This window comes from Nocardioides sp. (assembly GCF_030019515.1).
Lineage (GTDB): Bacteria > Actinomycetota > Actinomycetes > Propionibacteriales > Nocardioidaceae > Nocardioides.
Window position 1 is genome coordinate 21,207 of sequence record NZ_JASEEQ010000006.1, and the last position, 23,771, is coordinate 44,977.

General features: G+C 72.9%; 22 protein-coding genes. 11 read left to right on the forward strand and 11 right to left on the reverse strand.

Translation table 11 applies throughout. The features are described from left to right. Positions 1–9 precede the first annotated feature (9 nt). Together QMC84_RS09965 and QMC84_RS09970 are read right to left on the reverse strand one after the other, a co-directional pair. Positions 10–1,656: a helicase HerA-like domain-containing protein gene (locus QMC84_RS09965; protein WP_300374410.1), complete on the reverse strand. Its 1,647-nt coding sequence runs from the start codon at positions 1,654–1,656 to the stop codon at positions 10–12. A gap of 58 nt (positions 1,657–1,714) precedes the next feature. Then, entirely contained in the window at positions 1,715–3,136 is a 1,422-nt protein-coding gene (locus tag QMC84_RS09970) for a CCA tRNA nucleotidyltransferase (RefSeq protein ID WP_300374868.1), read from the reverse strand. A gap of 117 nt (positions 3,137–3,253) precedes the next feature. On the opposite strand from QMC84_RS09970, the gene QMC84_RS09975 reads away from it, so the two are divergent. The 7 genes from QMC84_RS09975 to trxA all read left to right on the forward strand — a co-directional run bounded on the left by QMC84_RS09975 (position 3,254) and on the right by trxA (position 12,096). Then, positions 3,254–5,413 carry a DUF6049 family protein gene (locus QMC84_RS09975; RefSeq protein ID WP_300374412.1) on the forward strand — a complete coding sequence of 720 codons (2,160 nt, stop codon included), beginning with the start codon at positions 3,254–3,256 and terminating at the stop codon, positions 5,411–5,413. Further along, a complete protein-coding gene (murJ, locus tag QMC84_RS09980) occupies positions 5,410–7,068 on the forward strand; it encodes a murein biosynthesis integral membrane protein MurJ (RefSeq protein WP_300374414.1) in 1,659 nt (552 codons plus the stop codon). Before QMC84_RS09975 ends, murJ begins: the two co-directional genes overlap by 4 nt. A gap of 87 nt (positions 7,069–7,155) precedes the next feature. Continuing rightward, positions 7,156–8,958 carry a protein kinase family protein gene (locus QMC84_RS09985; RefSeq protein ID WP_300374416.1) on the forward strand — a complete coding sequence of 601 codons (1,803 nt, stop codon included), beginning with the start codon at positions 7,156–7,158 and terminating at the stop codon, positions 8,956–8,958. Positions 8,959–8,965: 7 nt separating this feature from the next. Then, positions 8,966–9,709 carry an RNA polymerase sigma factor SigM gene (gene sigM / locus QMC84_RS09990; RefSeq protein ID WP_300374418.1) on the forward strand — a complete coding sequence of 248 codons (744 nt, stop codon included), beginning with the start codon at positions 8,966–8,968 and terminating at the stop codon, positions 9,707–9,709. Positions 9,710–9,825: 116 nt separating this feature from the next. Further along, on the forward strand, positions 9,826–10,548 hold the full coding sequence (locus tag QMC84_RS09995) for a hypothetical protein (protein ID WP_300374420.1): 723 nt from the start codon (positions 9,826–9,828) through the stop codon (positions 10,546–10,548). Positions 10,549–10,682: 134 nt separating this feature from the next. Then, a complete protein-coding gene (gene trxB / locus QMC84_RS10000; RefSeq protein ID WP_300374422.1) occupies positions 10,683–11,672 on the forward strand; it encodes a thioredoxin-disulfide reductase in 990 nt (329 codons plus the stop codon). Positions 11,673–11,769: 97 nt separating this feature from the next. Continuing rightward, positions 11,770–12,096 (forward strand): thioredoxin, encoded by a 327-nt coding sequence (gene trxA / locus QMC84_RS10005; RefSeq protein WP_300374424.1) that lies wholly within the window; start codon positions 11,770–11,772, stop codon positions 12,094–12,096. A 130-nt stretch (positions 12,097–12,226) separates the two neighbouring features. Here the strand turns inward: trxA and QMC84_RS10010 are convergent, their stop codons facing one another. After that, complete coding sequence (locus QMC84_RS10010) at positions 12,227–12,901, reverse strand: GNAT family N-acetyltransferase (RefSeq protein WP_300374426.1); 675 nt, start codon at positions 12,899–12,901, stop codon at positions 12,227–12,229. 67 nt (positions 12,902–12,968) lie between these two features. Between QMC84_RS10010 and QMC84_RS10015 the strand changes: the two genes are divergently transcribed. Genes QMC84_RS10015 through QMC84_RS10025 form a run of 3 tightly spaced genes read left to right on the forward strand, consistent with a single transcriptional unit; the run spans position 12,969 to position 16,060 of the window. Beyond that, a complete protein-coding gene (locus tag QMC84_RS10015) occupies positions 12,969–14,288 on the forward strand; it encodes a PLP-dependent aminotransferase family protein (RefSeq protein WP_300374428.1) in 1,320 nt (439 codons plus the stop codon). 22 nt (positions 14,289–14,310) lie between these two features. Continuing rightward, positions 14,311–15,282 (forward strand): D-alanine--D-alanine ligase, encoded by a 972-nt coding sequence (locus QMC84_RS10020; RefSeq protein WP_300374430.1) that lies wholly within the window; start codon positions 14,311–14,313, stop codon positions 15,280–15,282. Position 15,283: 1 nt separating this feature from the next. Then, complete coding sequence (locus QMC84_RS10025; RefSeq protein WP_300374433.1) at positions 15,284–16,060, forward strand: lysophospholipid acyltransferase family protein; 777 nt, start codon at positions 15,284–15,286, stop codon at positions 16,058–16,060. 27 nt (positions 16,061–16,087) lie between these two features. Here QMC84_RS10025 and QMC84_RS10030 read toward each other — a convergent pair whose 3' ends face one another. The 8 genes from QMC84_RS10030 to rpmH form a co-directional block, all read right to left on the reverse strand. Then, positions 16,088–17,044 (reverse strand): ParB/RepB/Spo0J family partition protein, encoded by a 957-nt coding sequence (locus tag QMC84_RS10030; protein ID WP_300374435.1) that lies wholly within the window; start codon positions 17,042–17,044, stop codon positions 16,088–16,090. Next, positions 17,041–17,982, reverse strand: a complete 942-nt coding sequence (locus QMC84_RS10035; protein ID WP_300374437.1) for a ParA family protein — start codon at positions 17,980–17,982, stop codon at positions 17,041–17,043. Before QMC84_RS10035 ends, QMC84_RS10030 begins: the two co-directional genes overlap by 4 nt. Positions 17,983–18,125: 143 nt before the next feature. Beyond that, a complete protein-coding gene (rsmG, locus tag QMC84_RS10040; RefSeq protein ID WP_300374439.1) occupies positions 18,126–18,878 on the reverse strand; it encodes a 16S rRNA (guanine(527)-N(7))-methyltransferase RsmG in 753 nt (250 codons plus the stop codon). A gap of 10 nt (positions 18,879–18,888) precedes the next feature. Beyond that, positions 18,889–19,491 carry a R3H domain-containing nucleic acid-binding protein gene (locus QMC84_RS10045; protein ID WP_300374869.1) on the reverse strand — a complete coding sequence of 201 codons (603 nt, stop codon included), beginning with the start codon at positions 19,489–19,491 and terminating at the stop codon, positions 18,889–18,891. A 50-nt stretch (positions 19,492–19,541) separates the two neighbouring features. Beyond that, a complete protein-coding gene (gene yidC, locus QMC84_RS10050; protein ID WP_300374441.1) occupies positions 19,542–20,612 on the reverse strand; it encodes a membrane protein insertase YidC in 1,071 nt (356 codons plus the stop codon). 3 nt (positions 20,613–20,615) lie between these two features. Next, complete coding sequence (yidD, locus tag QMC84_RS10055; protein WP_300374443.1) at positions 20,616–20,894, reverse strand: membrane protein insertion efficiency factor YidD; 279 nt, start codon at positions 20,892–20,894, stop codon at positions 20,616–20,618. Then, a complete protein-coding gene (rnpA, locus tag QMC84_RS10060; RefSeq protein ID WP_300374445.1) occupies positions 20,891–21,244 on the reverse strand; it encodes a ribonuclease P protein component in 354 nt (117 codons plus the stop codon). Before rnpA ends, yidD begins: the two co-directional genes overlap by 4 nt. A gap of 33 nt (positions 21,245–21,277) precedes the next feature. Then, positions 21,278–21,415 carry a 50S ribosomal protein L34 gene (rpmH, locus tag QMC84_RS10065; protein WP_011758123.1) on the reverse strand — a complete coding sequence of 46 codons (138 nt, stop codon included), beginning with the start codon at positions 21,413–21,415 and terminating at the stop codon, positions 21,278–21,280. 535 nt (positions 21,416–21,950) lie between these two features. On the opposite strand from rpmH, the gene dnaA reads away from it, so the two are divergent. Then, the gene (gene dnaA / locus QMC84_RS10070; protein WP_300374448.1) at positions 21,951–23,504 is read left to right on the forward strand and encodes a chromosomal replication initiator protein DnaA; all 1,554 of its coding nucleotides are present in this window, start codon (positions 21,951–21,953) and stop codon (positions 23,502–23,504) included. Positions 23,505–23,771 lie beyond the last annotated feature (267 nt).

The following is a 23,771-nucleotide window of genomic DNA, read 5'->3' on the forward strand; positions in this document are numbered from 1 at the left end:
CGTGGTGGGTCAGCGCCGGCCGGTCTTGAACATCCCCCGCGCGATCTCGCGCGCGGCGGTGCGCATGAAGTCCTGGAACGCGTCGGACTTCACGACCTGCTCGACCACGTTGTCGTCCTTCGGGGGCTTCGTCGTGCTCGGCTTCGGCGGCTTCGGCGGCTTCGGGACCGGCACCGGCCGCTTCGCCGGGTCGGAGGCCGGGTCGGAGGCCGGGTCGGACGCCGGGTCGGACGCGGGGTCGGAGGCCGGCTCCGGCGCCGGCTCGGCAGCGCCCGCCTGCTCGCGGTCCTGCTTGGCGGCGCCCTGCTCGAGCCGGTCGGCGAGCATCTCGCGCGCGGACTCCCGGTCGATCACGGCCTGGTACTTCGCGGCGCGCGGGCTGGCCGCGACGGTCGCGGTGAGGACGTCCGGGTCGCACGGGTCCATCCGGGCCTGTGGCGCCCGCAGCCGGGTCCAGGCCACCGGCGTCGGTGCGCCGCGCTCGTTCATCACGGTCACCACGGCCTCGCCGATCCCGAGACCGGTGATGACCTGCCCGAGGTCGTCGTACCCGCTGGTCGGGTAGGTCGCCACGGTGGCCTTGAGCGCCTTGGCGTCGTTCGGGGTGTGCGCGCGCAGCTGGTGCTGGACCCGCGAGCCGAGCTGGGCGAGCACCGCGTCGGGCACGTCGGTCGGGCTCTGCGTCACGAAGAACACCCCGACCCCCTTGGACCGGATCAGACGCACGGTCTGGGCGACCTGGTCGAGGAACGCCTTGGACGCGTCGGCGAAGAGCAGGTGCGCCTCGTCGAAGAAGAACACCAGCTTCGGCTGGTCCACGTCGCCGACCTCGGGCAGGTCGTGGAACAGGTCGGCGAGCAGCCACATCAGGAACGTCGAGAAGATCGACGGCCGGTCCTGCAGCTGCGGCAGCTCGACCAGCGAGACCAGCCCGCGGCCGTCGGGGGCGAGCTGGAGCAGGTCCATGGACTCGAACTCCGGCTCCCCGAAGAACACGTCGCCGCCCTGGTCCTCCAGGCCGATCAGCTCACGCAGGATCACCCCGGCGGTGGCCGAGGACAGGCCGCCGAGCGCCTTCAGCTCGGCCTTGCCCTCGTCGCTGAGGAGGTGCGCGAGGACGGCACGGAGGTCGGCGAGGTCGAGGAGCGGCAGCCCGGCCCGGTCGGCGTAGTGGAAGACCAGCCCCAGGCTGGACTCCTGGGTGTCGTTGAGGCCCAACACCTTGCTGAGCAGGGTCGGCCCGAACGCGCTCATCGTGACCCGCAGCGGCAGGCCGGACCCGACGCCGCCGATCGCGTAGAACTCCACGGGGAAGCCGGTGGCCGTCCACTGCTGCCCGACGGTCGCCGCCCGGGCGGTCAGCTTCTCGCTCGCACTGCCCGGCTGGGCCAGCCCGGACAGGTCGCCCTTGATGTCAGCGGCGAAGACCGGCACCCCCTGGGCGCTGAGCTGCTCCACGATCAGCTGGAGGGTCCGGGTCTTGCCGGTGCCGGTCGCCCCGGCCACCAGGCCGTGCCGGTTCAGCATCGCCAGCGGGATCCGGACGGGTACGTCGACCAGCTGGTCGGAAGCGAGCATCAGCGCGCCGAGCTCGAGCGCGGGCCCCTCGAAGCGGTAGCCCGCGGCCACCTGCTCGGCGATCGGCGAGGTCGTCATGACGGCACCCTACGGCGCCGCCACCGTCGACCCCGGCGTCCGCCCGGGGTGCCCGGGGTCAGCCCCGGCCGGCGGCCCACTCGAGCAGGGCGTCCCGGGCTTCCGCCTCGGACATCGGCCCGCGGTCCATCCGCAGCTCGAGGAGGTGCCGGTAGGCCTCCCCCACCTCGCGGCCCGGGCCGATCCCCAGGATCTCCATGATCTGGTTGCCGTCCAGGTCGGGGCGGATGGAGTCGAGCTCCTCCTGCTCGGAGAGCCGGGCGATCCGTTCCTCGAGGTCGTCGTAGGTGCGTCGCAACCGGTCCGCCTTGCGCTGGTTGCGCGTGGTGCAGTCGGCGCGGGTCACGACGTGCAGCCGCTCGAGCTGGTCGGCGGCGTCGCGGACGTAGCGGCGCACCGCCGAGTCGGTCCACTCGCCGGTGCCGTAGCCGTGGAAGCGCAGGTGCAGCTCGACCAGCTTGGCGACGGCGTCGGTCTCGTCGTTGGAGAAGCGCAGGGCCTTCATCCGCTTGCGGGTCATCTTGGCGCCGACCACGTCGTGGTGGTGGAACGTCACGGTCCCGTCGTCGACGAAGCGACGGGTCCGCGGCTTCCCGACGTCGTGCATGAGGGCGGCGAAGCGGGTCACGAAGTCGGGGCCACCGCCCGGCAGCCGGGGCTCGAGGTCGATCGCCTGCTCCAGGACCGTGAGCGTGTGCTCGTAGACGTCCTTGTGGCGGTGGTGCTCGTCGCGCTCCAGCGCGAGCGCCGGCAGCTCCGGGAGCACCAGGGCGGCCAGGCCGGTGTCGACCAGCAGCCGCAGCCCGACGCGCGGGTACGGCGCGCACACCAGCTTGACCAGCTCGTCGCGGACCCGCTCCGCGGAGATGATCTCGATCCGCGCGGCCATCGCGGTCATCGCCGCGACGACCGCCGGGTCGACGCCGAACCCGAGCTGCGCGGCGAATCGCGCGGCGCGCATCATCCGCAGCGGGTCGTCGGAGAAGGAGTCCTCGGGCCGCCCCGGGGTGCGCAGCACCCGCTCGGCGAGGTCGACCACCCCGCCGTACGGGTCCTCGAGCTCGCGCCCGGGCACCCGGACCGCCATCGCGTTCACCGTGAAGTCGCGGCGCCCGAGGTCCCCGGCCAGGCTGTCGCCGAAGTCGACGGTGGGCTTGCGCGAGTCCGGGTCGTAGGCCTCGGAGCGGTACGTCGTGATCTCGACCTGCCACTCGCCCTTGCGGCAGCCGATGGTGCCGAAGGCCCGGCCCATGTCCCAGATCGCGTCCGCCCAGCCCTTGAGCAGCGCCTCGGTCTGCTCGGGCCGCGCGGACGTCGTGAAGTCCAGGTCGTTGTGCTGGCGACCGAGCATCGCGTCGCGCACCGGTCCGCCTACCAGGGCCAGCTCGTGCCCGGCCTGCGCGAACCGCTCGCCGAGGTCGTCGATGACCGGCGCGATCCGGTTCAGCTCCGCGGTGACAGCCCGCTGAGCGTCGGCCATGGAGAGTGGCGGGGGGACGGCGTCGGGCACGGGGGTCGAGTCTAGTGGTTGCGGAGGGGTGGGCCGGACCGGAGCGGGGACCGGACCGGCACGACCGCCCCGGATAGAGTCGCTGCCGTGCTTCGCCCGGTGTCGCTGCTGCCTGCCCTCGCGGCGGTGACCTCGCTCGCGGCGTTCCTCCTGGTGCCCGCCGCGCCGGCCCCGGCCGCACCGGCCCAGCGGGCCGAGCCGGCGACGCCGCTGGCGATGACCATCGACAGCCTGACGCCCTCGGAGATCCCGCGGCACGGGCCGGTCCGGGTGACCGGCACGATCACCAACCGGGACAACGAGACCTGGACGACCGTCAACATCTACGCCTTCGTCTCCCGCACTCCGATGACGACGTCGGCCGAGCTGGCGGACGCGGTCGAGACCACCGACGACGCCCCGGTGGGCGAGCGGATCATCGAGGAGACGGCACCTGCGACCCAGGACACGATCGACCAGCTCCCACCCGACGCGACCGAGCGGTTCGCGCTCACCATCCCGCGGCGCTACCTGCCCTCGACGGAGCCCGGGGTCTACTGGTTCGGCGTGCACGCCCTGGGTCAGGGACCCGACGGTCGCGACGAGGCCGCGGACGGCCGCGCCCGCACCTTCCTGCCGCTGGCGCCGCGCACGCGGAAGACCGTCCAGACGGCGTTGGTCGTCCCGATCCGGCGCCAGGTCACGCACGCCCCGGACGGCACCGTGAGCGGCGTCGAGTCGTGGCTGCACACCCTGGGCCCCGGGGGCTCGCTGCGGTCCCTGGTCGATCTCGGCGTCGCGGCCGGGACGCGCCCGATCACCTGGCTGCTGGACCCGGCCGTGCCCGACGCGGTCCGTCAGCTCGTCGCCGGCAACCCGCCGCGCTCGCTCGACCCCACGGTCGTCGAGGACGAGGAGGGCGGGGAGAGCGGCTCGGCGTCGCCGGACGCCAGCGCATCACCCACCGACGGCACCGCGCCGGACGACGGAGGCGGCTCGGGCGGTGAGGAGCCGCCCGAGCTGTCCCCCGAGATGCAGCAAGCGGTCGACGCCGGCTCCAGCTGGCTGGAGTCCCTCCACGACGGGCTCGAGGGCCACGAGATCCTCACCCTGCCGTACGGCGACGTCGACGTGGCCGCCGCCGCGGAGTACGACCCGGCCACGTACCGGGCGGCGCGCAAGCGCTCCAGCGGCGAGCTCGCACCCTGGGGATTGCCGACCTCCGCCGTCGTGTCCTCGCCCAGCGGCTTCATCGACGCCGCCGGCATCCGGCTGGCCGAGCCGGCCGCCACCGTGCTCGTCACCGACCGGATGCTCGGTGCCCGGGCGCCGTCGGTGGTGCGCACCGAGGGCCGCACCCTGGCCGTGTCGTCCTCGGGGGCGGCCTCGGGCGGACCCGGCCCGACCGACCGGATGACGCCGCTCGCCCTGCGCCAGCGGATCGTGAGCGAGGCAGCGGTCCGGCTGCTGACCCGCGGCCGCGAGCCGCTGGTGGTCACCCTGCCGTCGACCTGGTCGGCGCCGGCGGCCGACGGCTTCTTCGAGGGGCTCGACCTGGACTGGCTCGACCTCACGAGCCTCACCACGATCACCCAGGGCGCCGGCACCGACGTGCCGCTCGACCGGCTGCGCTACCCCGAGGGCCAGAGCCGGCTCGAGCTCGACGCCGACGTGTTCACCGCCGCCGGTGACCTGATCCAGGCGGGCGACACCCTGCAGAACCTGCTGACCCACAACGACCAGGTCGGCGACACGGTCCGCGACGAGGCCTTCACGGACACCTCCTACTTCGGCCGGCTGCGGCCCGAGACCGCCCGGGCCTCGGCGGACCAGTCCCGGGCCTGGATCGAGAGCCGGCTGCGCGGCGTACGCGTCGACGCACCGAAGGCGGTGATCCTCTCCAGCGGCAGCGGCCGCTTCGCCGCCACCATCACCAACTCCCTGGACCAGGCGGTCAGCGTCCGGGTGCGCGCGGTCGCCGATCCGCCTCTCGAGGTGGCGGTGCCCACCGAGACGATCGACATCGGTGCCAACAGCCGGACGACGGTGCTGCTCAACGCGTCGTCCTCGGCGGTCGGCATCCGCAACGTGACCCTGCTGCTCACCGACGTCGACAACGTGCCGCTGGGCTCCTCCGACGACCTGCCGATCCGGTCGAACCGGGTCAGCAACGTGATCTGGCTGATCATCGGCACCGGCGTCGCGCTGCTCTTCGGCGCGATCGCGGTGCGGCTGGTCCGCCGGGTCCGAGCGGCGGCCCGGTCATGACCGCGCCGGAGGACGAGCGCGACCGGGTGCTCGCCAACAGCGCGGTGATGGCCGCCGGCACCGTCGTCTCGCGGCTGAGCGGCTTCGTCCGCTCGACGCTGCTGGCCGCCGCGCTGGGCGCGCAGCTGCACGCCGACGTGTTCAACATCGCGAACACGATCCCCAACATGCTCTACATCCTGCTGGCGGGCGGCATCTTCAACGCCGTCCTGGTCCCCCAGCTGGTCCGCGCGATGCGCAACGACCCGGACGGCGGGGACGCCTACACCAGCCGGGTGATCACGCTGGCCGCGCTGTTCCTCGCGGTCGTGTCGGTGCTGCTGGTGCTGGCGGCCCCGTGGGTGATGGACCTCCTGCTCGACTCCCGCTTCAGCGAGCCGGCGCTGGCCGCGCAGCGCGACTCGGCGATCGACTTCGCCCGCTACTGCCTGCCGCAGGTCTTCTTCTACGGCATGTTCGTGCTGGTCGGGCAGGTGCTCAACGCCCGGGACCGGTTCGGGCCGATGATGTGGGCCCCGATCGCCAACAACGTGATCTCGGTGGCCGTGCTCGTGGTCTACCTGCTGGCCTTCGGCCCCGCGAAGGACGTCCTCGGCGCCTACACCGCCGACCAGGAGCTGGTGCTCGGCGTCGGCTCGACGCTCGGCATCGCGGCCCAGTTCCTGATCCTGGTCCCGTACCTGCGCAGTGCCGGGTTCCGCTACCGGCCGCGCTTCGACTTCCGCGGCACCGGCCTGGGCCACACGCTGCGCCTCGGCGTCTGGACCGTGCTGTTCGTCATCGTCAACCAGGTCGCTTACACCGTCGTCGTGCGCCTCGCCTCCAGCGGTACGGCGAGCTCCGCGGACGGCACCGGCTACTCGATCTACTCCTCGACCTTCCTGATCATGATGGTGCCGCACTCGGTGGTGACCGTGTCGCTGGCGACCGCGATCCTGCCGCGGCTCTCGGCGCGCGCCGCCGAGGACGACCTGCCTGGCCTGTCGCGCTCGCTGACCGACACGCTGCGCAGCGCGCTCGCCGTGGTGGTGCCGTTCGCGCTGCTGCTGCCGATCATCGCGCTCGACCTCTCCAACGTCGTCTGGGGACACGGCGCCGCGGCCGCGTCCTACGAGCTCTACGCACCCTCGCTCGGACTCTTCGGCGCCGGCCTGGCCTTCTTCACCGTCCACTACCTGATGCTGCGCGGCTTCTACGCCCTCGAGCGCACCCGCACCGTGTTCTGGATCCAGTGCGCGGTCGGCGGCACCAACATCGTGGCCGCCCTCGCGCTGGTCCGGGCGACCGACGCCGAGCACACCTCGCCCGCGCTGGTGCTCGCCTACACGGCGTCCTACCTGGTCGGCGGGGTGCTCTCGTACGCCGTGCTGCGCCGGCTCGTCGGCGGGCTGCAGACCGCCCGGCTGGTGCGCTTCCTGGTCCGCACGGCGATCGCCGCCGGGCTCTCGACCGGCGCCGCCGCCGGCACGGCGTACCTCCTGCACCGGGTCGCCGACGACCCGCACTGGAGCATCGCCGCGGTGTGGGTGCTGCTGGTGACGAGCGTCGACGTGGTGGTGTTCGTGGCGCTGGCGCGGGTGCTGCGGCTCGCGGAGGTGACGACGGTCGTCGACACGATCGTGCGCCGACTGCGCCCGGGACGGGTCCCCGGCTGAGGCTGCGGGCGCCCTACGATGGCCCTGGGCCCTCCGATCCGCACGCCGAACCCGCCGAACCCGCCCAACCCGAGGAAAGTGAGCTGAGTGCCGAGCTCGATCCGGCCCGGCGACGTGCTCGCCGATCGCTACCGACTGGTCGACCTGCTCGCCGAGAGCAGCGGCGGCCGGTTCTGGCGAGCCCACGACAAGGTGCTCGAGCGGCACGTCGCGCTGCACACCATCGCGGCCGACGACGAACGTGCCGCGGCGCTGCTCGAGGCGGCGCGCCGGTCCGCGATGGTGCACGACCGGCGGCTGCTCCGGGTGCTCGACGCCGACCACACCGACGGCCTGGTCTACGTCGTCAACGAGTGGGGCTCGGGCGACTCCCTCGACATCATGCTGGCCAACGAGGGCCCGCTCGGCGCGCGGCGGGCGGCCTGGCTGGTCTCCGAGGTCGCCGCGTCGATCGCCGCCGGCCACGACGCGGGCGTGGCCCACGGCCGGCTGGTGCCCGAGAACGTGCTGGTCGACCACGGCGGCGCCGTACGCATCATCGGGTTCGCCGTCGACGCCGCCCTGCACGGACTGCCACCCGGCCGGGCCTCCGCCGACGTCGTCGACCTCGGTGGCGTGCTCTACAGCGCACTGACCGGCAAGTGGCCCGGCACGGAGCGCTCCGGCGTCCCGCGCGCCCCGGTCGTGCAGGGCCGGGTGCTGCGGCCCCGGCAGGTGCGCGCCGGGATCCCGCGGCCGCTCGACGCGCTGTGCGACGAGGTCATCAACCCGTACGGCGGCGGCTGGGGCGCCCGGCTGCGCGAGACCCACGACCTGGCCACCGCGGCCGGCATCAGCGACTTCCTCGCGGAGTTCGTCGGCGATCCGACCGGGCTGGCCGCGGCCGAGGCCGCCGCAGGCCACCGAGACACCGAGACGATCTCGCTGCCCGCGCTCGCCGACCCGCCGGTCCGTGAGCCCGAGCCCGACCCGGAGCCGACGCCCGAGCCCGCCCCCCGCTCGACCGAGCTGCCCACCCAGGCCGGGCTGCCGATCTTCGACGACGAGAACGACGACGTCTCCTGGATCGCCGCCCGCGCCGACCCGGCGCCCCCGCCCCCGCCGTTCGAGGAGCCGCCCGAGCGGCCGCTGTTCGCGCCGGAACCCGCCGAGGGCCCGGCCCGGCGCACGCGACACCCGGCGCACCACGGCGCCCGCGCGTCGTTCTGGCCCTGGGACGACGACGCCCCGTCCGGCACCGGCCCGATCGTCGCCGACCCGCCGGAGGACGAGGGCGTGCCGGGCCGCAGCTGGCTGCGGCTGGCTGCCGTGATCGGTGGCTGCCTGCTCCTGCTGGTGGCGATCGTGGTCGCGTTCAACCTCGGCCGCGGCCGCACGCCCCTCGGCGACGTGCCCGACGACGGCCGCGACACGACCCCGAGCAGCGCCGCGACCAGCGGCGCGGCGGCGCCGATCACCGGCATCACCGCCACCGACCTCGACCCGCAGGGCGACCCGCCCGAGGAGAACCCCGAGCTCACCGGGCTGGCCGTCGACGGCGACCCGGGCACGGCCTGGCGCACGATGACCTACCTGCAGAACTTCGGGCCCGGGGGCCTGAAGACCGGCGCCGGCCTGGTCCTCGACCTCGGTGCGGAGCACGACGTCAGCTCCGTGGACCTGACCTTCGTGGGCGCGCCCACGGGCTACTCGCTCTACCTGAGCGACCAGGCGCCGGACGCCGTCGCCGGGCTGACCCCGGTCGCCACCGGCACGGCCGACGGGACGCGCGCCCGGGTCGCCCTCGATGCCGGCTCCACGGGACGCTTCCTCACCGTCTGGCTCACCTCGCTGCCCGCCATCGCCGACGGCTTCCGCGGCGAGGTCGCCGAGGTCGCGGTGCGCGGATGACCGGCCGATGAGCGTGCACCACGCCGGCTCCGGCGCAGGCGACGGGGCCGGCGACCAGGCCGGCGACCGGGCCAGCGACCAGGCCAGCGACCAGGAGCTGTTGCGCGCCCACGTCGACGGCGACCCGGACGCGTTCGGCGTGCTGTTCGCCCGGCACCGCGACCGGCTGTGGGCGGTGGCCGTGCGCACCATGGGCAACCGCGAGGACGCTGCCGACGGGCTCCAGGACGGCCTGGTCGCGGCGTACCGGCGGGCGGGGACGTTCCGCGGCGACGCCGCGGTCACCACCTGGCTGCACCGGGTCGTGGTCAACGCCTGCCTGGACCGGCTGCGGGCCGCGAAGGTACGCCGGGTCGAGGCGCTGCCCGACGACCTGGAGGAGTACCGCGACCGCGGCTCCGCGGCCTCGGCCACCCCCGCCGCGGAGGACCCGGCGGACCTCGCCGTGCACGACGAGCGGCGGCGCCTGGTGCTCGCCGCGCTCGCGTCGCTGCCCGTGGAGCAGCGCGCGGCGCTGGTCCTGGTCGACATGGAGGGCTACCCCGTCGCCGAGGCGGCGCAGCTGCTGGACTGCGCCGTCGGCACCGTCAAGTCCCGCTGCTCCCGGGGCCGGGCGCGGCTCGCCGACGTGCTGGCCCCGCTCCTGGCCGAGCCCTCCGGTGACCCGGGACACGCCGAGCCGGGGAACCCGCCCGCGCTGCGGTCCGTCGAATCCAGCGACGCACCCCGGGGCCCACCGGACCCGACCTGACCGACCGGCCGCGCTCTCCCGCGCCCCGGCCACGCCCCATCGCTCCCTTCCGACCCGACAGCCACACCAGCACCCACGCAGCAGCCGCACCAGCATCCCGAGGAGGTGAAGACCCCGTGCCGGACGATCCCGAGCTCACCCCGCAGGAGGAGCGGGTGCGCCGGCTGCTCGCCGACGCCCGGCACACCGAGCCGATGCCCGACGACGTCGTCGCGCGGCTCGACGGGGTGCTGGCCGACCTCCGGCGCGACCCCGTGGACGCCGAGCGCCCCGCCCGCCTCCCCGCCGCGCCCGCGCCCGCGGACCTGGCCGGCGCGCGGCGGCGCCGTACCGTCCGCAACCTGCTGGTCGCCGCCGCCGCGGTCGTCGCCGTCGGGGTCGGCCTGAACGAGGCCGACCTCACCGTCTCGGGCGGGGCCGAGGACTCCGGTGCGGGCTCAGGTGCGGGGGCCGGTGCGCAGAGCGCCCCCGCCGGCGAGGCCGACCAGCCCGCGGCCGACGGCGCGGACTCGTTCCTCCGCGACCAGGCACCGGTGCGGCTCACCTCCGAGCGGTTCGGCCCGCAGGTGCGTCGCCTCCAGGCCGCGGAGCGAAGCGCGGCGCTCTACGGCACGACGACCAGCCAGTCGGATGCGAAGCCGGAACGCAACGAGCTCGACGCGATCCGCGCCTCCTGCTCGACCGAGGGCTGGGGGGCCGGGCGTCGTGTCGCGGTGCGGTACGACGGCGACCTGGGCGCCCTGGTGTACCGGCGCGCCCACGGGGAGACCCAGGTGGTCGACCTGTACCTGTGCGGCAGCGACCAGCCCACCCGGTCCATCACGCTGCCCGCCCGCTGAGCGGTGCGCGCCCGCTCCCCGGCCGGGCGGCTCCGGACCGGGCGGCTCGCGGCCCGGGAAGATTCCTCACCTACGATCGGTTGTACGAGCGCAGGTCCACTGCGCCAACCCAGTCCGAGGGAGAGTCATCCTCCATGTCCGATGTCCGCAACGTGATCGTCATCGGTTCCGGCCCGTCCGGCTACACGGCCGCGCTCTACACCGCCCGGGCCAACCTGGCGCCGCTGGTCTTCGAGGGCTCGGTCACCGCCGGTGGGGCGCTGATGAACACCACCGAGGTCGAGAACTTCCCCGGCTTCCGCGACGGCATCATGGGCCCGGCGCTGATGGACGAGATGCGCACCCAGGCCGAGCGGTTCGGCGCCGAGCTGGTCGCCGACGACGTGGTCGAGGTCGACCTCACCGGTGAGCTGAAGATCGTCAGGACGGCCACCGACACCTACACGGCGCGCGCGGTGATCCTGGCGATGGGCTCGGGCTACCGCAAGCTCGGCCTGCCCCGCGAGGAGGCGCTCTCCGGCCGGGGCGTCTCGTGGTGCGCGACCTGCGACGGCTTCTTCTTCCGCGACCAGCACATCGCGGTCGTCGGCGGCGGCGACTCGGCCATCGAGGAGGCGACGTTCCTGACCCGCTTCGGCTCGAAGGTCTCCCTGATCGTGCGCCGCGACGAGCTGCGCGCCTCCAAGATCATGCAGGACCGGGCCTTCGCCGACCCGAAGCTCGAGATCGAGTGGAACTCCGTGGTGGAGGAGATCAACGGCGAGGACCGCCTGGAGTCGGTGACCCTGCGCGACACCGTGACGGGCGAGACCCGCAACCTGGCCGCCACCGGCCTGTTCATCGCGATCGGCCACGACCCGCGCTCGGAGCTGCTCGGCGGCCAGGTCGAGCTCGACGCGAACGGCTACGTCATCGCGAGCCACCCCTCGACCGGCACCAACCTCCCCGGCGTGTTCGCGGCCGGCGACCTCGTCGACCACCACTACCGTCAGGCGGTCACCGCGGCCGGCACCGGCTGCGCCGCCGCACTCGACGCCGAGCGCTACCTCGCGGAGCTGGACCACGCCGCCGCGGACCCGCGTGCCGCCCAGGCCCGGGCGGACGCGGAGATGGCCGGCGCCTGAGCGCGCCCCCCGAACGCCGGTGCGGCGGGGAACATCGGTCCCCGGTGTGGTGTTCGATACCTGTAGACCTCCGAGTTCAACAAGAAGGGAAACCCCTGTGGGCAACATCGCTGCCGTCACCGACGCCGAGTTCGAGGCGCAGGTGCTCAAGTCCGACAAGCCGGTCCTCGTGGACTTCTGGGCCGAGTGGTGCGGCCCGTGCCGCCAGGTCGCCCCGATCCTCGACGAGATCGCCACCAGCCACGGGGACAAGATCACGTTCCTGAAGATGAACGTCGACGAGAACCCGGTCACGCCGTCGTCCTACCGGGTCACCGGCATCCCGACGATCAACGTCTACCAGGGCGGCGAGGTCGTGAAGACCATCGTCGGCGCGCGCCCCAAGGCCGCGATCCTCAACGAGCTCTCGGACTTCATCGCCTGATCCGCTCAGTCCTTCTGCGGCCCGTCAGCATCGCTGACGGGCCGCAGCGTCTGTACGGCCGGGCCTACCGCTCGCGGCGGCGCCCCCAACCGGCGTGCCTACCGCAACCACACCGTCGGAGGGATCAGCCTCAGGGCGATCCCGCGGCCCCGCGCGGCGACGAAGTCGACGCGCGAGACGCGGCCTTGGGCGCCGGCGGACGCGCCGGCTTCGGGGCCGGGCGCATCACGCCGACCAGCCGCTCGAGAGCGGCCTCGACCTCGTCCTTCCAGCTCAGCGCCATCCGCAGGTCCATCCGCATCCGCGGCGTGGTGACGTGGGCCCGGTGGGTCTTGAAGCCCACGCTGCCCAGGAAGTCCACCGGCAGCAGGCACCGGCCGCTGCGGCCGGCGGTGTCACCGAACGCCTCGACCGCGCCGACGCCGCCGCGCTGGACCAGGTCGCGGGCCATCCCCTGGACCAGCATCCGGCCGAGCCCGCCGCCGCGCAGCGCGGGCGCGACGTACGCCATCGTGAGCAGCACCGCGTCCGGCGAGACCGGTGCGGTCGGGAACCCGGCGGCGCCCGGGAGGAACGCCGCGGGCGCGTACATCAGGTAGCCGACGGGGACGTCGTCGACCAGGGCCACCCGGCCGCAGGAGCCCCACTCGCGCAGCACCTCGGAGACCCAGGCGTCCTTGGCGGCGCTCGGCTCGTCGACGCGCTCGCGGCGGACCGGGTCCAGCTCCCAGAACAGGCAGGACCTGCAGGGCGTGTCGAAGGTGTCCAGGTGGTCCAGGGTGAGCCGGACGATCTTGCGAGACACGAAACACCTCCCACGCAGCGAGCCCGGTGCTGCGGCGTGCGGCCGCATCGTTCATGCTAGACGGGTCATGGAGAGCCAGCCCGTCCGCGCGACCACCCGTCTCGACTCCTACGTCGATCGGTACGCCGCGCGCACGGCCGGGATGACGGCCTCGGAGATCCGGGCGCTGTTCTCGGTCGCGTCGCGGCCCGAGGTGGTCTCGCTCGCCGGCGGGATGCCGAACATCTCCGGGCTGCCGCTCGATGTGGTCGGCGGCGTGATCTCCGAGCTGGTCGCCAACCTCGGCCCGGTCGCGATGCAGTACGGCTCGGGCCAGGGCGTGCCTGAGCTGCGCGAGCAGATCTGCGACGTGATGCGGCTCGAGGGCATCGACGCGCACCCCGACGACGTGGTCGTCACCGTCGGCTCGCAGCAGGCGGTCGACCTGGTCACCCGGATCTTCTGCGACCCCGGGGACGTCGTGATCTGCGAGGCGCCGTCGTACGTCGGTGCCCTGGGCGTGTTCAAGGCCTACCAGTGCGAGGTCGTGCACGCCGAGATGGATGCCGACGGGCTCGTCCCCGAGGCACTGCGCCAGGCGATCGCGGTCACGAAGGCGGCCGGGAAGACGATCAAGTTCCTCTACACGATCCCGAACTTCCACAACCCCGCCGGCGTGACCCTGTCCGCAGCCCGGCGGCAGGAGGTGCTGGAGATCTGCCGCGCCGAGGACATCCTGGTGCTCGAGGACAACCCCTACGGCCTGCTCGGGTTCAGCGGCGAGCCGATGCGCGCGCTGCGCGCCGACGAGGCCGAGGGCGTGATCTACCTCGGGTCGTTCTCCAAGACCTTCGCTCCCGGCTTCCGGGTCGGCTGGGCGCTGGCCCCGCACGCGGTGCGCGAGAAGCTGGTGCTGGCCCAGGAGTCCGCGACGCTGTGCCCGCCGCAGTTCTCGCAGATGGCCGTCTCGGCGTACCTCTCCGGCCACGACTGGCAGGGCCAGATCAAGCAGTTCCGGGAGATGTACCGCGAGCGGCGCGACGCGATGGTCCAGGCCCTCGACGACCTGATGCCGGCGGCCTGCCGCTGGAACGTCCCGGACGGCGGCTTCTACGTCTGGCTGACCCTGCCGCCGGGCATCGACGCGAAGGCGATGCTGCCCCGCGCCGTCACCGCCCGGGTCGCCTACGTCCCCGGCACGGCGTTCTTCGCCGACGGGTTCGGCTCCGGCTCGATGCGGCTGTCGTTCTGCTACCCCACGCCCGAGCGGATCCGCGAGGGCGTACGCCGGCTGGCGGGCGTGCTCGAGGCCGAGATGGAGCTGCGCGAGACCTTCGGGGCCCGCGCCCCGGCGCGCGAGCTCGAGGGCCGCAGCGGCTACGACGCCCCCAGCTCTGACCTGACCTGACCCTCTCGTGAGCGGAGTACACGTGGCGCCGACAAGCACGACCACCGGGCACGTCCTGGTCCTGGCCGGCGGGCTCTCCCACGAGCGCGACGTCTCCCTGCGCTCGGGACGCCGGGTCGCGGAGGCGCTGCGTGCGACCGGGCTGGACGTCGCCGAGCGCGACGTCGACGCGGGCCTGCTGGCCACGCTGCGCGACGAGCGGCCCGACTGCGTCGTCCCGATGCTCCACGGCGAGACCGGTGAGGACGGGGCGATCCGCGAGATCCTGGAGCTGCTGGGCGTCCCCTACGTCGGTGCCCCGCCGGCCGCCTGCCGGGTCGCGTTCGACAAGCCGGTCGCCAAGGCCGTGGTCGCCCGCGCCGGCGTGCTCACGCCCGAGTCGGTGTGCCTGCCGCACGAGACGTTCCGCGAGCTCGGCGCCGCCACGGTGATGGCGGCGCTGGTCGACCGGCTGGGACTGCCGCTGATGGTCAAGCCCACCCGGAGCGGCTCGGCCCTGGGCTGCACCGTCGTACGCACCGCCGAGCAGCTCCCGGCGGCGATGGTGAGCGCGTTCGCGTACGGCGACGTCGCGCTGCTGGAGCGCTTCGTCTCGGGCATGGAGGTCGCGGTGCCGGTCGTCGACGACGGCTCGGGCGCCCAGGCCCTGCCCGCCGTGGCGATCCAGCCGGACGGCGGCGTCTACGACTACACCGCGCGCTACACCGCGGGAGCCACCGAGTTCGTCACCCCGGCGCCGCTGTCGGAGGAGGTCGCCGCGGAGGTCGCGCGGGTGGCGCTGCTCGCCCACGAGGTGCTCGGCCTGCGCGACGTGTCCCGCTCCGACCTGATCATCGACGACCAGGGGCGGGTGTGGTTCCTGGAGGTCAACGTCGCCCCCGGCTTCACCGAGACCTCCACCGTGCCGCTCGCGATCCAGGCCGCCGGCCTGGACCTGGGGAAGGTCTGCGCCGCGATGGTGCGGGCCGCCGCGGCGCGCGACGGTCGGGCCTGACATGCGCGACCTCACCTACCCGCCGATCATCCTGGCGGCCAAGCTCGGCTTCCGGCTGCTCGGCCAGCGGATCGTGCTGACCGGCACCGAGCACGTCCCGCGCACCGGCGGCGTCCTGCTGGCCTGCAACCACATCGGGTACGTCGACTTCGTGTACGGCGGTCTCGCCGCGAACCCTGCCGGGCGGCTGGTGCGGTTCATGGCCAAGCGCGAGATCTTCGACCACCGGGTGGGCGGTCCGGTGATGCGCTCGATGCACCACATCCAGGTCGACCGGGGCGAGGGCCTGGCCTCGTTCCACACGGCGGTGGAGTACCTGCGAGACGGCGAGGCGGTCGGGATCTTCCCGGAGGCCACGATCTCGCGGGCGATGGAGCTCAAAGAGTTCAAGACAGGTGCCGTCCGGATTGCCGCGGCGGCGGGCGTCCCGCTCCTTCCGGTGGTGCTGTGGGGCACCCAGCGGATGCTCACGAAGGACCACCCCCGGGACCTCTCCCGCGGCAAGACGATCGCGATCCGGGTCGGCGAGCCGCTGCACCCCACCGGCGCGGACCCGGTCGCGGAGACCGCCGAGCTCAAGGCGCGGATGACCGGGCTGCTCGACGACTCGATCCGGTCCTACCCCGCCGACGAGCAGCCGCCGGGCTCGTGGTGGCTGCCGGCGTCCTACGGCGGCAGCGCCCCGACCCTCGAGCAGGCCGCGCGCCTGGACGAGGAGGAGAAGCGGCGTCGGGCCGCCCGGCGCGCGGCTCGAACCGAGGGAGATAAGTCGACATAGCGACTTATCGCTTCATCGATCTGTCGGCTAGATCGGCCGGTCCGTGCGGTTGCGCGGGTCCATGATGTCGACGATCCGGCGCAGGTCGTCCAGCGAGGCGAACTCGACGGTGATCTTGCCCTTCGTCCGGCCCAGGTCGACCTTCACCCGGGTCTCCAGGCGATCCGAGAGCCGCTCGGCCAGGTCGGCCAGCCCCGGGGCGACCGGCTTGGCCCGGGCCGCCCGCGGGGCCGGAGAGCCGACCTCGCGCAGGGCCACGATCTCCTCCAGGCCGCGGACGCTGATCCCCTCGGCGACCACCCGCTGGGCCAGCCGGTCCTGGAGGTCCGCGTCCTCGATCGCGAGCAGCGAGCGCGCGTGGCCGGCGGACAGGACGCCGGCGGCGACCCGGCGCTGCACCGCCGGGCTGAGCTTGAGCAGCCGCAGCGTGTTGCTGATCTGGGGCCGCGAGCGGCCGATCCGGCCGGCCAGCTCCTCGTGGGTGCAGCCGAAGTCCTCGAGCATCTGGGAGTACGCCGCGGCCTCCTCCAGCGGGTTCAGCTGGGCGCGGTGCAGGTTCTCCAACAGCGCGTCGCGGAGCATGTCGTCGTCGTCGGTCTCGCGGACGATCGCGGGCACCGTGTCGAACCCGGCCTCCTGGCAGGCCCGCCAGCGCCGCTCCCCCATGACCAGCTCGTAGTCCTCGGGGCCGTGCCGGCGCACCACCACGGGCTGCAGCACGCCGATCTCGCGGATCGAGTGGACCAGCTCGGCCATCGCCTCCTCGTCGAAGACCTGGCGCGGCTGGACCCGGTTCGGTCGGATCTGTCCGACTGGCACCTCCGCGAAGTGCGCGCCCAGCACCGGCGCCAGCTCCACCCCGGAGCCGGGAGCCGTCCGCTGCTGGTCCGCGCCCTCCTCGCCGTCGGACGGCGGCGCCGTCGGGATCAGCGAGCCGAGCCCGCGGCCCAGGCCGCGCCGCTGCGCCGGACGGTGCGTGCTCATGAGGCCACTCCCTTGATCGCGATCTCGCGCGCCGCCTCGAGGTAGGACAGTGCCCCAGGCGACCCCGGATCGTAGGTCATCACGGTCTGCCCGTACGACGGCGCCTCGGAGACGCGGACCGAGCGCGGGATCGTGGTCTTGAGGACCTGGTCGCCGAAGTGGTCGCGCACCTCGTCGGCGACGCCGGCCGCCAGGCGGGTCCGGGCGTCGTACATCGTGACCAGGATCGTCGAGACGTCCAGGGCCGGGTTCAGGTGGGCCTTGACCATCTCCACGGTCTCCAGCAGTTGGCCCAGACCCTCGAGGGCGTAGTACTCGGCCTGGATCGGGATCATCATCTCGTTACCGGCGACCAGCGCGTTGAGCGTCAACAGCCCCAGTGAGGGCGGGCAGTCGATGAAGACGTAGTCCAGACGGTCCTCGCCGAGCTCGGCGGCGGTGCCGACCTGCGGGTGGCCGACGATGGCCTTGCGCAGCCGGCCCTCGCGGGCCACCACGGAGACCAGCTCGATCTCCGCGCCGGCGAGGTCGATGGTCGCGGGGACCACGGTGAGGTTCTCGACCTCGGGGCTGTCGGTGGACACCTCCGCCAGCGGCACGCCGTCGACCAGGGCGTCGTACGTCGAGGCCACGCCGCGCCGGTGCTCGACGCCCAGCGCGGTCGAGGCGTTGCCCTGGGGGTCCAGGTCGATCACCAGCACCCGCTGGCCCAACTGGGCCAGGGCGGCGGCGACGTTGACGGTGGACGTGGTCTTCCCGACCCCGCCCTTCTGGTTGGCGACGACGAAGACCCGGGTCGCGTCCGGCCGGGCCATCGCCGGGCGCAGCCGGGCTCCCTGGCGGGCCAGCACCACGTGCTCGGCGGCCCGGGCGAGGGGGGTCGCATGGTCGTGGTCGAAGTCCGGAGCGGCGACGGCGAGGTCGGCCGCGGTCCGCACCGGATACCCGGCGAGCGGGCGGTCCGGCTCGGTTTCACGTGAAACATCGCCCCGGGGAGCGTCGGCCGCGCCCTGTGGATGACTGGCGTCATCCTGTGGATATTCACGCTCAGCCGGTCGCTCCGCACCGGTGGAAAACTCGCTCACGCCCCACGCCTCCGGTTCGATGTGCCGCGGCCGCGACCCGCGCGCTGCTGGTGCCCCCCGCGCTTCCGCGGTGCCGCAGTCGGCCAAGATACTCGCCCCGGATCCGACCAGGCCACCCGGACCGCCACGGTGGGGGACAGACCCAGGTCCGCGCCGAGCGTGAGCACCTCCGGATCCGCGCACCCCCACGCCGTCAACTCCTCCCGGGCCGCATCGATCTCGGCAGCGACCGAGGAGCCCTTCATCGCCAGCAGCACGCCGGCCGGCTCCACCAGGGGCATCGACCAGCCGAGCAGCCGGCCCAAAGGCGCCAACGCCCGGGAGGTGACGACCGCGAACCGGCGGTCCCCGTGCAGCGCCTCGGCCCGGCCGCGCACCACCTCGACCCCGTCCAGTCCGAGGTCGGCCACGACCTCCTCGAGGAACGTGGTTCGGCGCAGCAGCGGCTCCACCAAGGTGACCCGCAGGTCGGGGCGCGCGATCGCGAGCACGAGACCCGGAAGGCCGGCCCCCGAGCCCAGGTCGGCGACGCTCGCGCCCGGCGGCACGAGGTCGGCCAGCAGCGCGCAGTTGAGGAGGTGCCGCTCCCAGAGGCGGGGCGCCTCCCGGGGCCCGATCAGTCCCCGAAGGACACCCTCGGTCGCCAGCAGCTCGGCGTACCGCTCCGCGAGGGGTAGCCGCTCAAACGCGAACACCCCCCGGGCCACGGTGGGCGCGGAGGGTGTTTCACGTGAAACATCGTCGGTCATCGGGTGCCCATCAGACCGGGAGGACCACCACGCGCCGACGCGGCTCGACGCCCTCGGACTCGGAGGTCAGGCCGGCCGCGGCGACGGCGTCGTGCACGACCTTGCGCTCGAACGGCGACATCGGATCGAGCGCCGTGCTCTCCCCACTCTCGCGCACCCGGGCCACCGTCTCCTCGGCCAGCCGGACCAGCTCGGCGCGCTTCTCCGCGCGGTAGCCGGAGATGTCCAGCATCAGCCGGGACCGTTCGCCGGTCTCGCGATAGACCGCGAGGCGGGTCAGCTCCTGCAGGGCGTCGAGGACCTCGCCGCGGGCTCCCACCAGCTGGGCGAGGTCGGCACCGACGATCGACACCGCCGCGCGATCTCCCTCGACGTCCATGTCCAGGTCGCCGTCCAGGTCGGCGATGTCGAGCAGCTCCTCGAGGTAGTCGGCCGCGATGTCGCCCTCCTGCTCCAGGCGGTCCACCCGCGAGCCGCCCGCCGCAGCCGACTCGTCCGCGTCGGTCTCGTCCGCGTCGGTCTCGTCCGCGTCGGTCTCGTCCGCGTCGGTCTCGTCCGCGTCGGTCTCGTCGACGTCGGTCTCGTCGACGTCGGTCTCGTCCGCGTCGTCGATGCCGGTCTCGTCGATGCCGGTCTGCGTCTCGTCGCTCACTGCGTCCTCACTCACTGCTGCTCCCCCTCGGGGCTGGACTTGGGCTTGGGCTGTCGGGGCTTCTGCTGAGCCTTCGGCTTCGGCTGCTGGGCCTTCAGCTTCGGCTGCGGGGCCTTCGGTGCCGGCGCGCCCGCCGCCTTGCGGCGCTGCTCGCGGGACTGCTTCTTGGGCTGCTGGCGGGCCGCCGGCCGCACCTCGGCCTCCGCCTCCGTCACCGGGTCGACGGTCTCCACCACACCGTGGCCGTGCCGCGCCGCCTTGGCGCGGTCCCGATCGGCCTTCGCCTTCGCTGCCGCAGTGCCCGGAGCCGGGTTGTTGCGGATCACGTAGAACTGCTGCCCCATGGTCCACAGGTTCGAGGTGGTCCAGTAGAACAGCACGGCGACCGGGAAGGCGATGCCGCCGACGGCGAAGACGACGGGCAGCACGTAGAGCAGCAGCTTCTGCTGCTGGGCGTACGGGCCGCTGAGCGCGTCCGGCGGCATGTTCTTGCTCATCAGCTGGCGCTGCGTGGTGAAGGTCGTGGCCGTCATCGCCAGCACCAGGATCGCCGCGACGATCATCACCGCGGTCGACCCGTCGTTGCGCAGGAACGTGGCCTTCAGCGGGACGCTGAACAGGTCGGCGCTCTGGAAGCTCTCGGCCAGGTCCTTGGTGATGAACGCCTTCCCGTCACCGCGCGCCGCGTGCTTGTCCAGCAGGCGGAACAGCGCCAGGAAGATCGGCATCTGGATGATCAGGGGGAGGCACGAGGCGAACGGGTTGGTCCCGCTCTCCTTGTAGAGCTTCATCGTCTCCTGGGCGAGGCGCTCCCGGTCGTGACCGTACTTCTTCTGCAGCTCCTTGACCTTCGGCTGGATCAGCTGCATGTTCCGGCTGGACTTGATCTGCTTGACGAACAGCGGGATCAGCGCGGCCCGGACGGTCAGGGTCAGGCCGATGATCGACAGCACCCAGACCAGGCCGCTGTCGCCGTTGAGCCCGATCTCGTCGAGCGCCCAGTGCCAGGCGACCAGCACCGCCGAGATGACGTAATAGAGCGGCGTCATGATGAAAGCGCCGAGGTCGCCGAGGAATCCCACGGATCAGGCTCCTTGCTGGGGTGAGGGAGATGAGCCCGCGCTGTGGCGGGAGGTGCGAGGCGGGACCGGGTCGTAGCCACCGGCGGCCCAGGGGTGGCACCGCACCAGGCGGCGCGCAGCGAGCCAGGGCCCCTTCAGGCTGCCGTGGGTACGCACGGCGTCCAGGGCGTACGCCGAGCAGGACGGGTGGTAGCGGCACACCTGGCCGTACAGCGGGCTGATCAGCAGTCGGTAGGCGCGCAGCAGGCCGATCAGCAGGTAGCGCACCGGGTCGTACCTCATCTGGTCACCTCCGTGCGGACCCGCTGGAGGCAACGCTCCAGGTCGCTCGCGAGTTCCGCCGAGCTGGCGCCCGCGGCCGGCGGGAGCGCCCGGATCACGAGCACAGCGGAGCCCGGGAGCGACGAGACGTGCTCCCGGGCGAGGTGTCGGAGCCGGCGCTTCACCTGGTTGCGGGTGACGGAGTTCCCCACCGCTCTGCTCACGACCAGGCCGATGCGCACCGGCTGCGACGCAGCGGGCTCACCGACCACGAGATGCACCACCAGCGTGCGCCGCCCGGCGCGTCGACCCCGACGGATCGCCTCGCGGAACGTGGCGCCGTCACGGAGTCGGTGCGCCGCGGGCAGCACGTGGCCGGGGCAACGAGCGGTCGGGGTCGGCCGTCAGACGGCGAGGCTCTTGCGTCCCTTGCGGCGCCGCGAAGACAGGATCGCGCGGCCGGCACGGGTACGCATGCGCAGGCGGAAGCCGTGCACCTTGTGGCGACGGCGATTGTTCGGCTGGTACGTACGCTTGCTCACGAGCTTCTCTCCATGTGGGTCAGGGCGGTCACGCCGGGCCGGAGCGGCAGTGCGGTGCCGTCGGGTCGAGTATCGGGACCTGTGGGCGCCTTTCGGCTGGCACCGCCCGCCCACGAACCGGCCCGCGAGCGGGACTGCTCTTCGTGGACATGCGGCACCCGTCGACACCGGGTGACCGAGCAACGGTACGCGCTGGCGATCCACAGGGTCAAACCCGTGCCGGGCCACCGCGGAACCACCTGTGGATGACGGCTTGCCGCGCCCCGCCGCGGGTTGTTACGTTCATCGGACCCGAGGTTCCCCGTCATCCTCGCAGCACACCGGACCGGCAGGTCCTGTGACGCCCGCCACATCGGTGGGATCACGCCCCTGACCTGCACAAACATCGATCGGTGTGGCCTGTGGGATGGTCTCGGACCGGCTCTCTCCACAAGGACCGAGTCGGGTTCACAGCCTGTGGACAAAGTTGTGGACGCAAGAGGGGCGCCCCGGGGGTCACCGGTTCTCCTGCGGGACCGGCGAGACGTCCCCCACGATGGGGGTCCCGGCGACGGGCAGGACGACTCAGAGAGCAGGAGTGGTGGACCAGAGCACCTCGGACCTCGGCGTCGCGTGGCGCGGCGTGGTGAACGACCTCCAGCCGAACCAGCGGGCCTGGCTGCGCGCCAGCGAGCCGGTGACGCTGCACGAGAGCACCGCGATCGTCGCGGTGCCCAACGACTTCACCCGCAACCAGCTCGAGGGCCGGCTGCGCGCCCAGCTCGAGGACGCGCTCACGATCCGCTTCGGGCGCGAGATCCGGATCGCGGTCACGGTCAACCCCCATCTCGAGGAGGTCCCGGTGGCGCCCGGTGAGGTCGCCGACCCGGAGGCCGACCTCACCGGCACGAGTCATCCGCTGTCGGCCGACCAGCCGGCCTCACCGAGCAGCATCGAGTCGCCGAACCGACAAGACGACATGTCGACAATCACCCGGATCGAGCGTGGGCCGGCCGCCGCGGCGCCGCCCGCGCCGCCCCAGCCGGAGCTCGGCTCCCGACCGACCTCCATGGAGACCCGGCTCAACCCCAAGTACACCTTCGAGACGTTCGTCATCGGCTCGTCGAACCGGTTCCCGCACGCGGCCGCCGTCGCCGTCGCCGAGGCGCCCGGCAAGGCCTACAACCCACTGCTGGTCTACGGCGACTCCGGGCTCGGCAAGACCCACCTGCTGCACGCGATCGGCCACTACGTCCGCTCCCTCTACACCGGCGCCAAGGTGCGCTACGTGTCCAGCGAGGAGTTCACCAACGAGTTCATCAACGCGATCCGCGACGACCGACAGGACCGGTTCAAGCGCCGCTACCGCGACGTCGACGTGCTGCTGATCGACGACATCCAGTTCCTGGAGGGCAAGACCCAGACCCAGGAGGAGTTCTTCCACACGTTCAACACCCTCCACAACGCCAACAAGCAGATCGTGCTGACCTCCGACCGCGCACCCAAGCGCCTGGAGGCGCTCGAGGACCGGCTGCGCAACCGGTTCGAGTGGGGCCTGATCACCGACGTGCAGCCGCCGGACCTCGAGACCCGGATCGCGATCCTGCGCAAGAAGGCCGCGATGGACCGGCTCACCGCCCCCCCGGACGTCCTGGAGTTCATCGCCTCGAAGATCCAGACGAACATCCGCGAGCTCGAGGGCGCCCTGATCCGGGTCACCGCGTTCGCGAACCTCAACCGCCAGGAGGTCGACATGACCCTGGCCGAGATCGTGCTCAAGGACCTGATCCCCGAGGGCGGCGAGCCGGAGATCACCGCGGCGCTGATCATCGCCCAGACCGCGGCGTACTTCGGCCTGTCCATCGACGAGCTGACCGGCCCGAGCCGCGGCCGGCACCTGGTGATGGCCCGGCAGATCGCGATGTACCTGTGCCGCGAGCTCACCGACCTCTCCCTGCCCAAGATCGGCGCCCAGTTCGGCAACCGCGACCACACGACGGTGATGTACGCCGACCGCAAGATCAACCAGCTCCTCGCCGAGCGGCGGGCCGTCTTCAACCAGGTCAGCGAGCTCACCAACCGGGTCAAGCTCCAGGCCCGTCAGGGCTGAGCCGCCGGCGCCCGAGCGATCGCCGCCGCCCTGTGGATCGAGTGTGGGCCACCGTCCCGATCCTGCGCACCCGCTGTGGACGAGCGACGCCTCCGCTCACGGCACCGCCCGGTGCTCCACACCACCAGCGATTCGTTCATTTGTCCCTCCACAGCCCCTGTGCAACCCGAATCGCGGCACTGAGCAGGGCAAACACCGGTTCTCCACAGATTCCACCGACGCTATGACTGCCACCTACCTCCAGACAGATCGATCCCCGGTGAACGT

What these genes read in the sequence shown, in the direction of transcription:
- trxB (WP_300374422.1), top strand. Translation starts at nt 10,683, where the DNA reads ATGTCCGATGTCCGCAACGTGATCGTCATCGGTTCCGGCCCGTCCGGC.
- murJ (WP_300374414.1), top strand. Translation starts at nt 5,410, where the DNA reads ATGACCGCGCCGGAGGACGAGCGCGACCGGGTGCTCGCCAACAGCGCG.
- QMC84_RS10030 (WP_300374435.1), bottom strand. Translation starts at nt 17,044, where the DNA reads ATGAGCACGCACCGTCCGGCGCAGCGGCGCGGCCTGGGCCGCGGGCTC.
- rsmG (WP_300374439.1), bottom strand. Translation starts at nt 18,878, where the DNA reads ATGACCGACGATGTTTCACGTGAAACACCCTCCGCGCCCACCGTGGCC.
- dnaA (WP_300374448.1), top strand. Translation starts at nt 21,951, where the DNA reads ATGGGGGTCCCGGCGACGGGCAGGACGACTCAGAGAGCAGGAGTGGTG.
- sigM (WP_300374418.1), top strand. Translation starts at nt 8,966, where the DNA reads ATGAGCGTGCACCACGCCGGCTCCGGCGCAGGCGACGGGGCCGGCGAC.
- QMC84_RS09965 (WP_300374410.1), bottom strand. Translation starts at nt 1,656, where the DNA reads ATGACGACCTCGCCGATCGCCGAGCAGGTGGCCGCGGGCTACCGCTTC.
- QMC84_RS09970 (WP_300374868.1), bottom strand. Translation starts at nt 3,136, where the DNA reads ATGGCCGACGCTCAGCGGGCTGTCACCGCGGAGCTGAACCGGATCGCG.
- QMC84_RS10025 (WP_300374433.1), top strand. Translation starts at nt 15,284, where the DNA reads ATGCGCGACCTCACCTACCCGCCGATCATCCTGGCGGCCAAGCTCGGC.
- yidD (WP_300374443.1), bottom strand. Translation starts at nt 20,894, where the DNA reads ATGAGGTACGACCCGGTGCGCTACCTGCTGATCGGCCTGCTGCGCGCC.
- QMC84_RS10015 (WP_300374428.1), top strand. Translation starts at nt 12,969, where the DNA reads ATGGAGAGCCAGCCCGTCCGCGCGACCACCCGTCTCGACTCCTACGTC.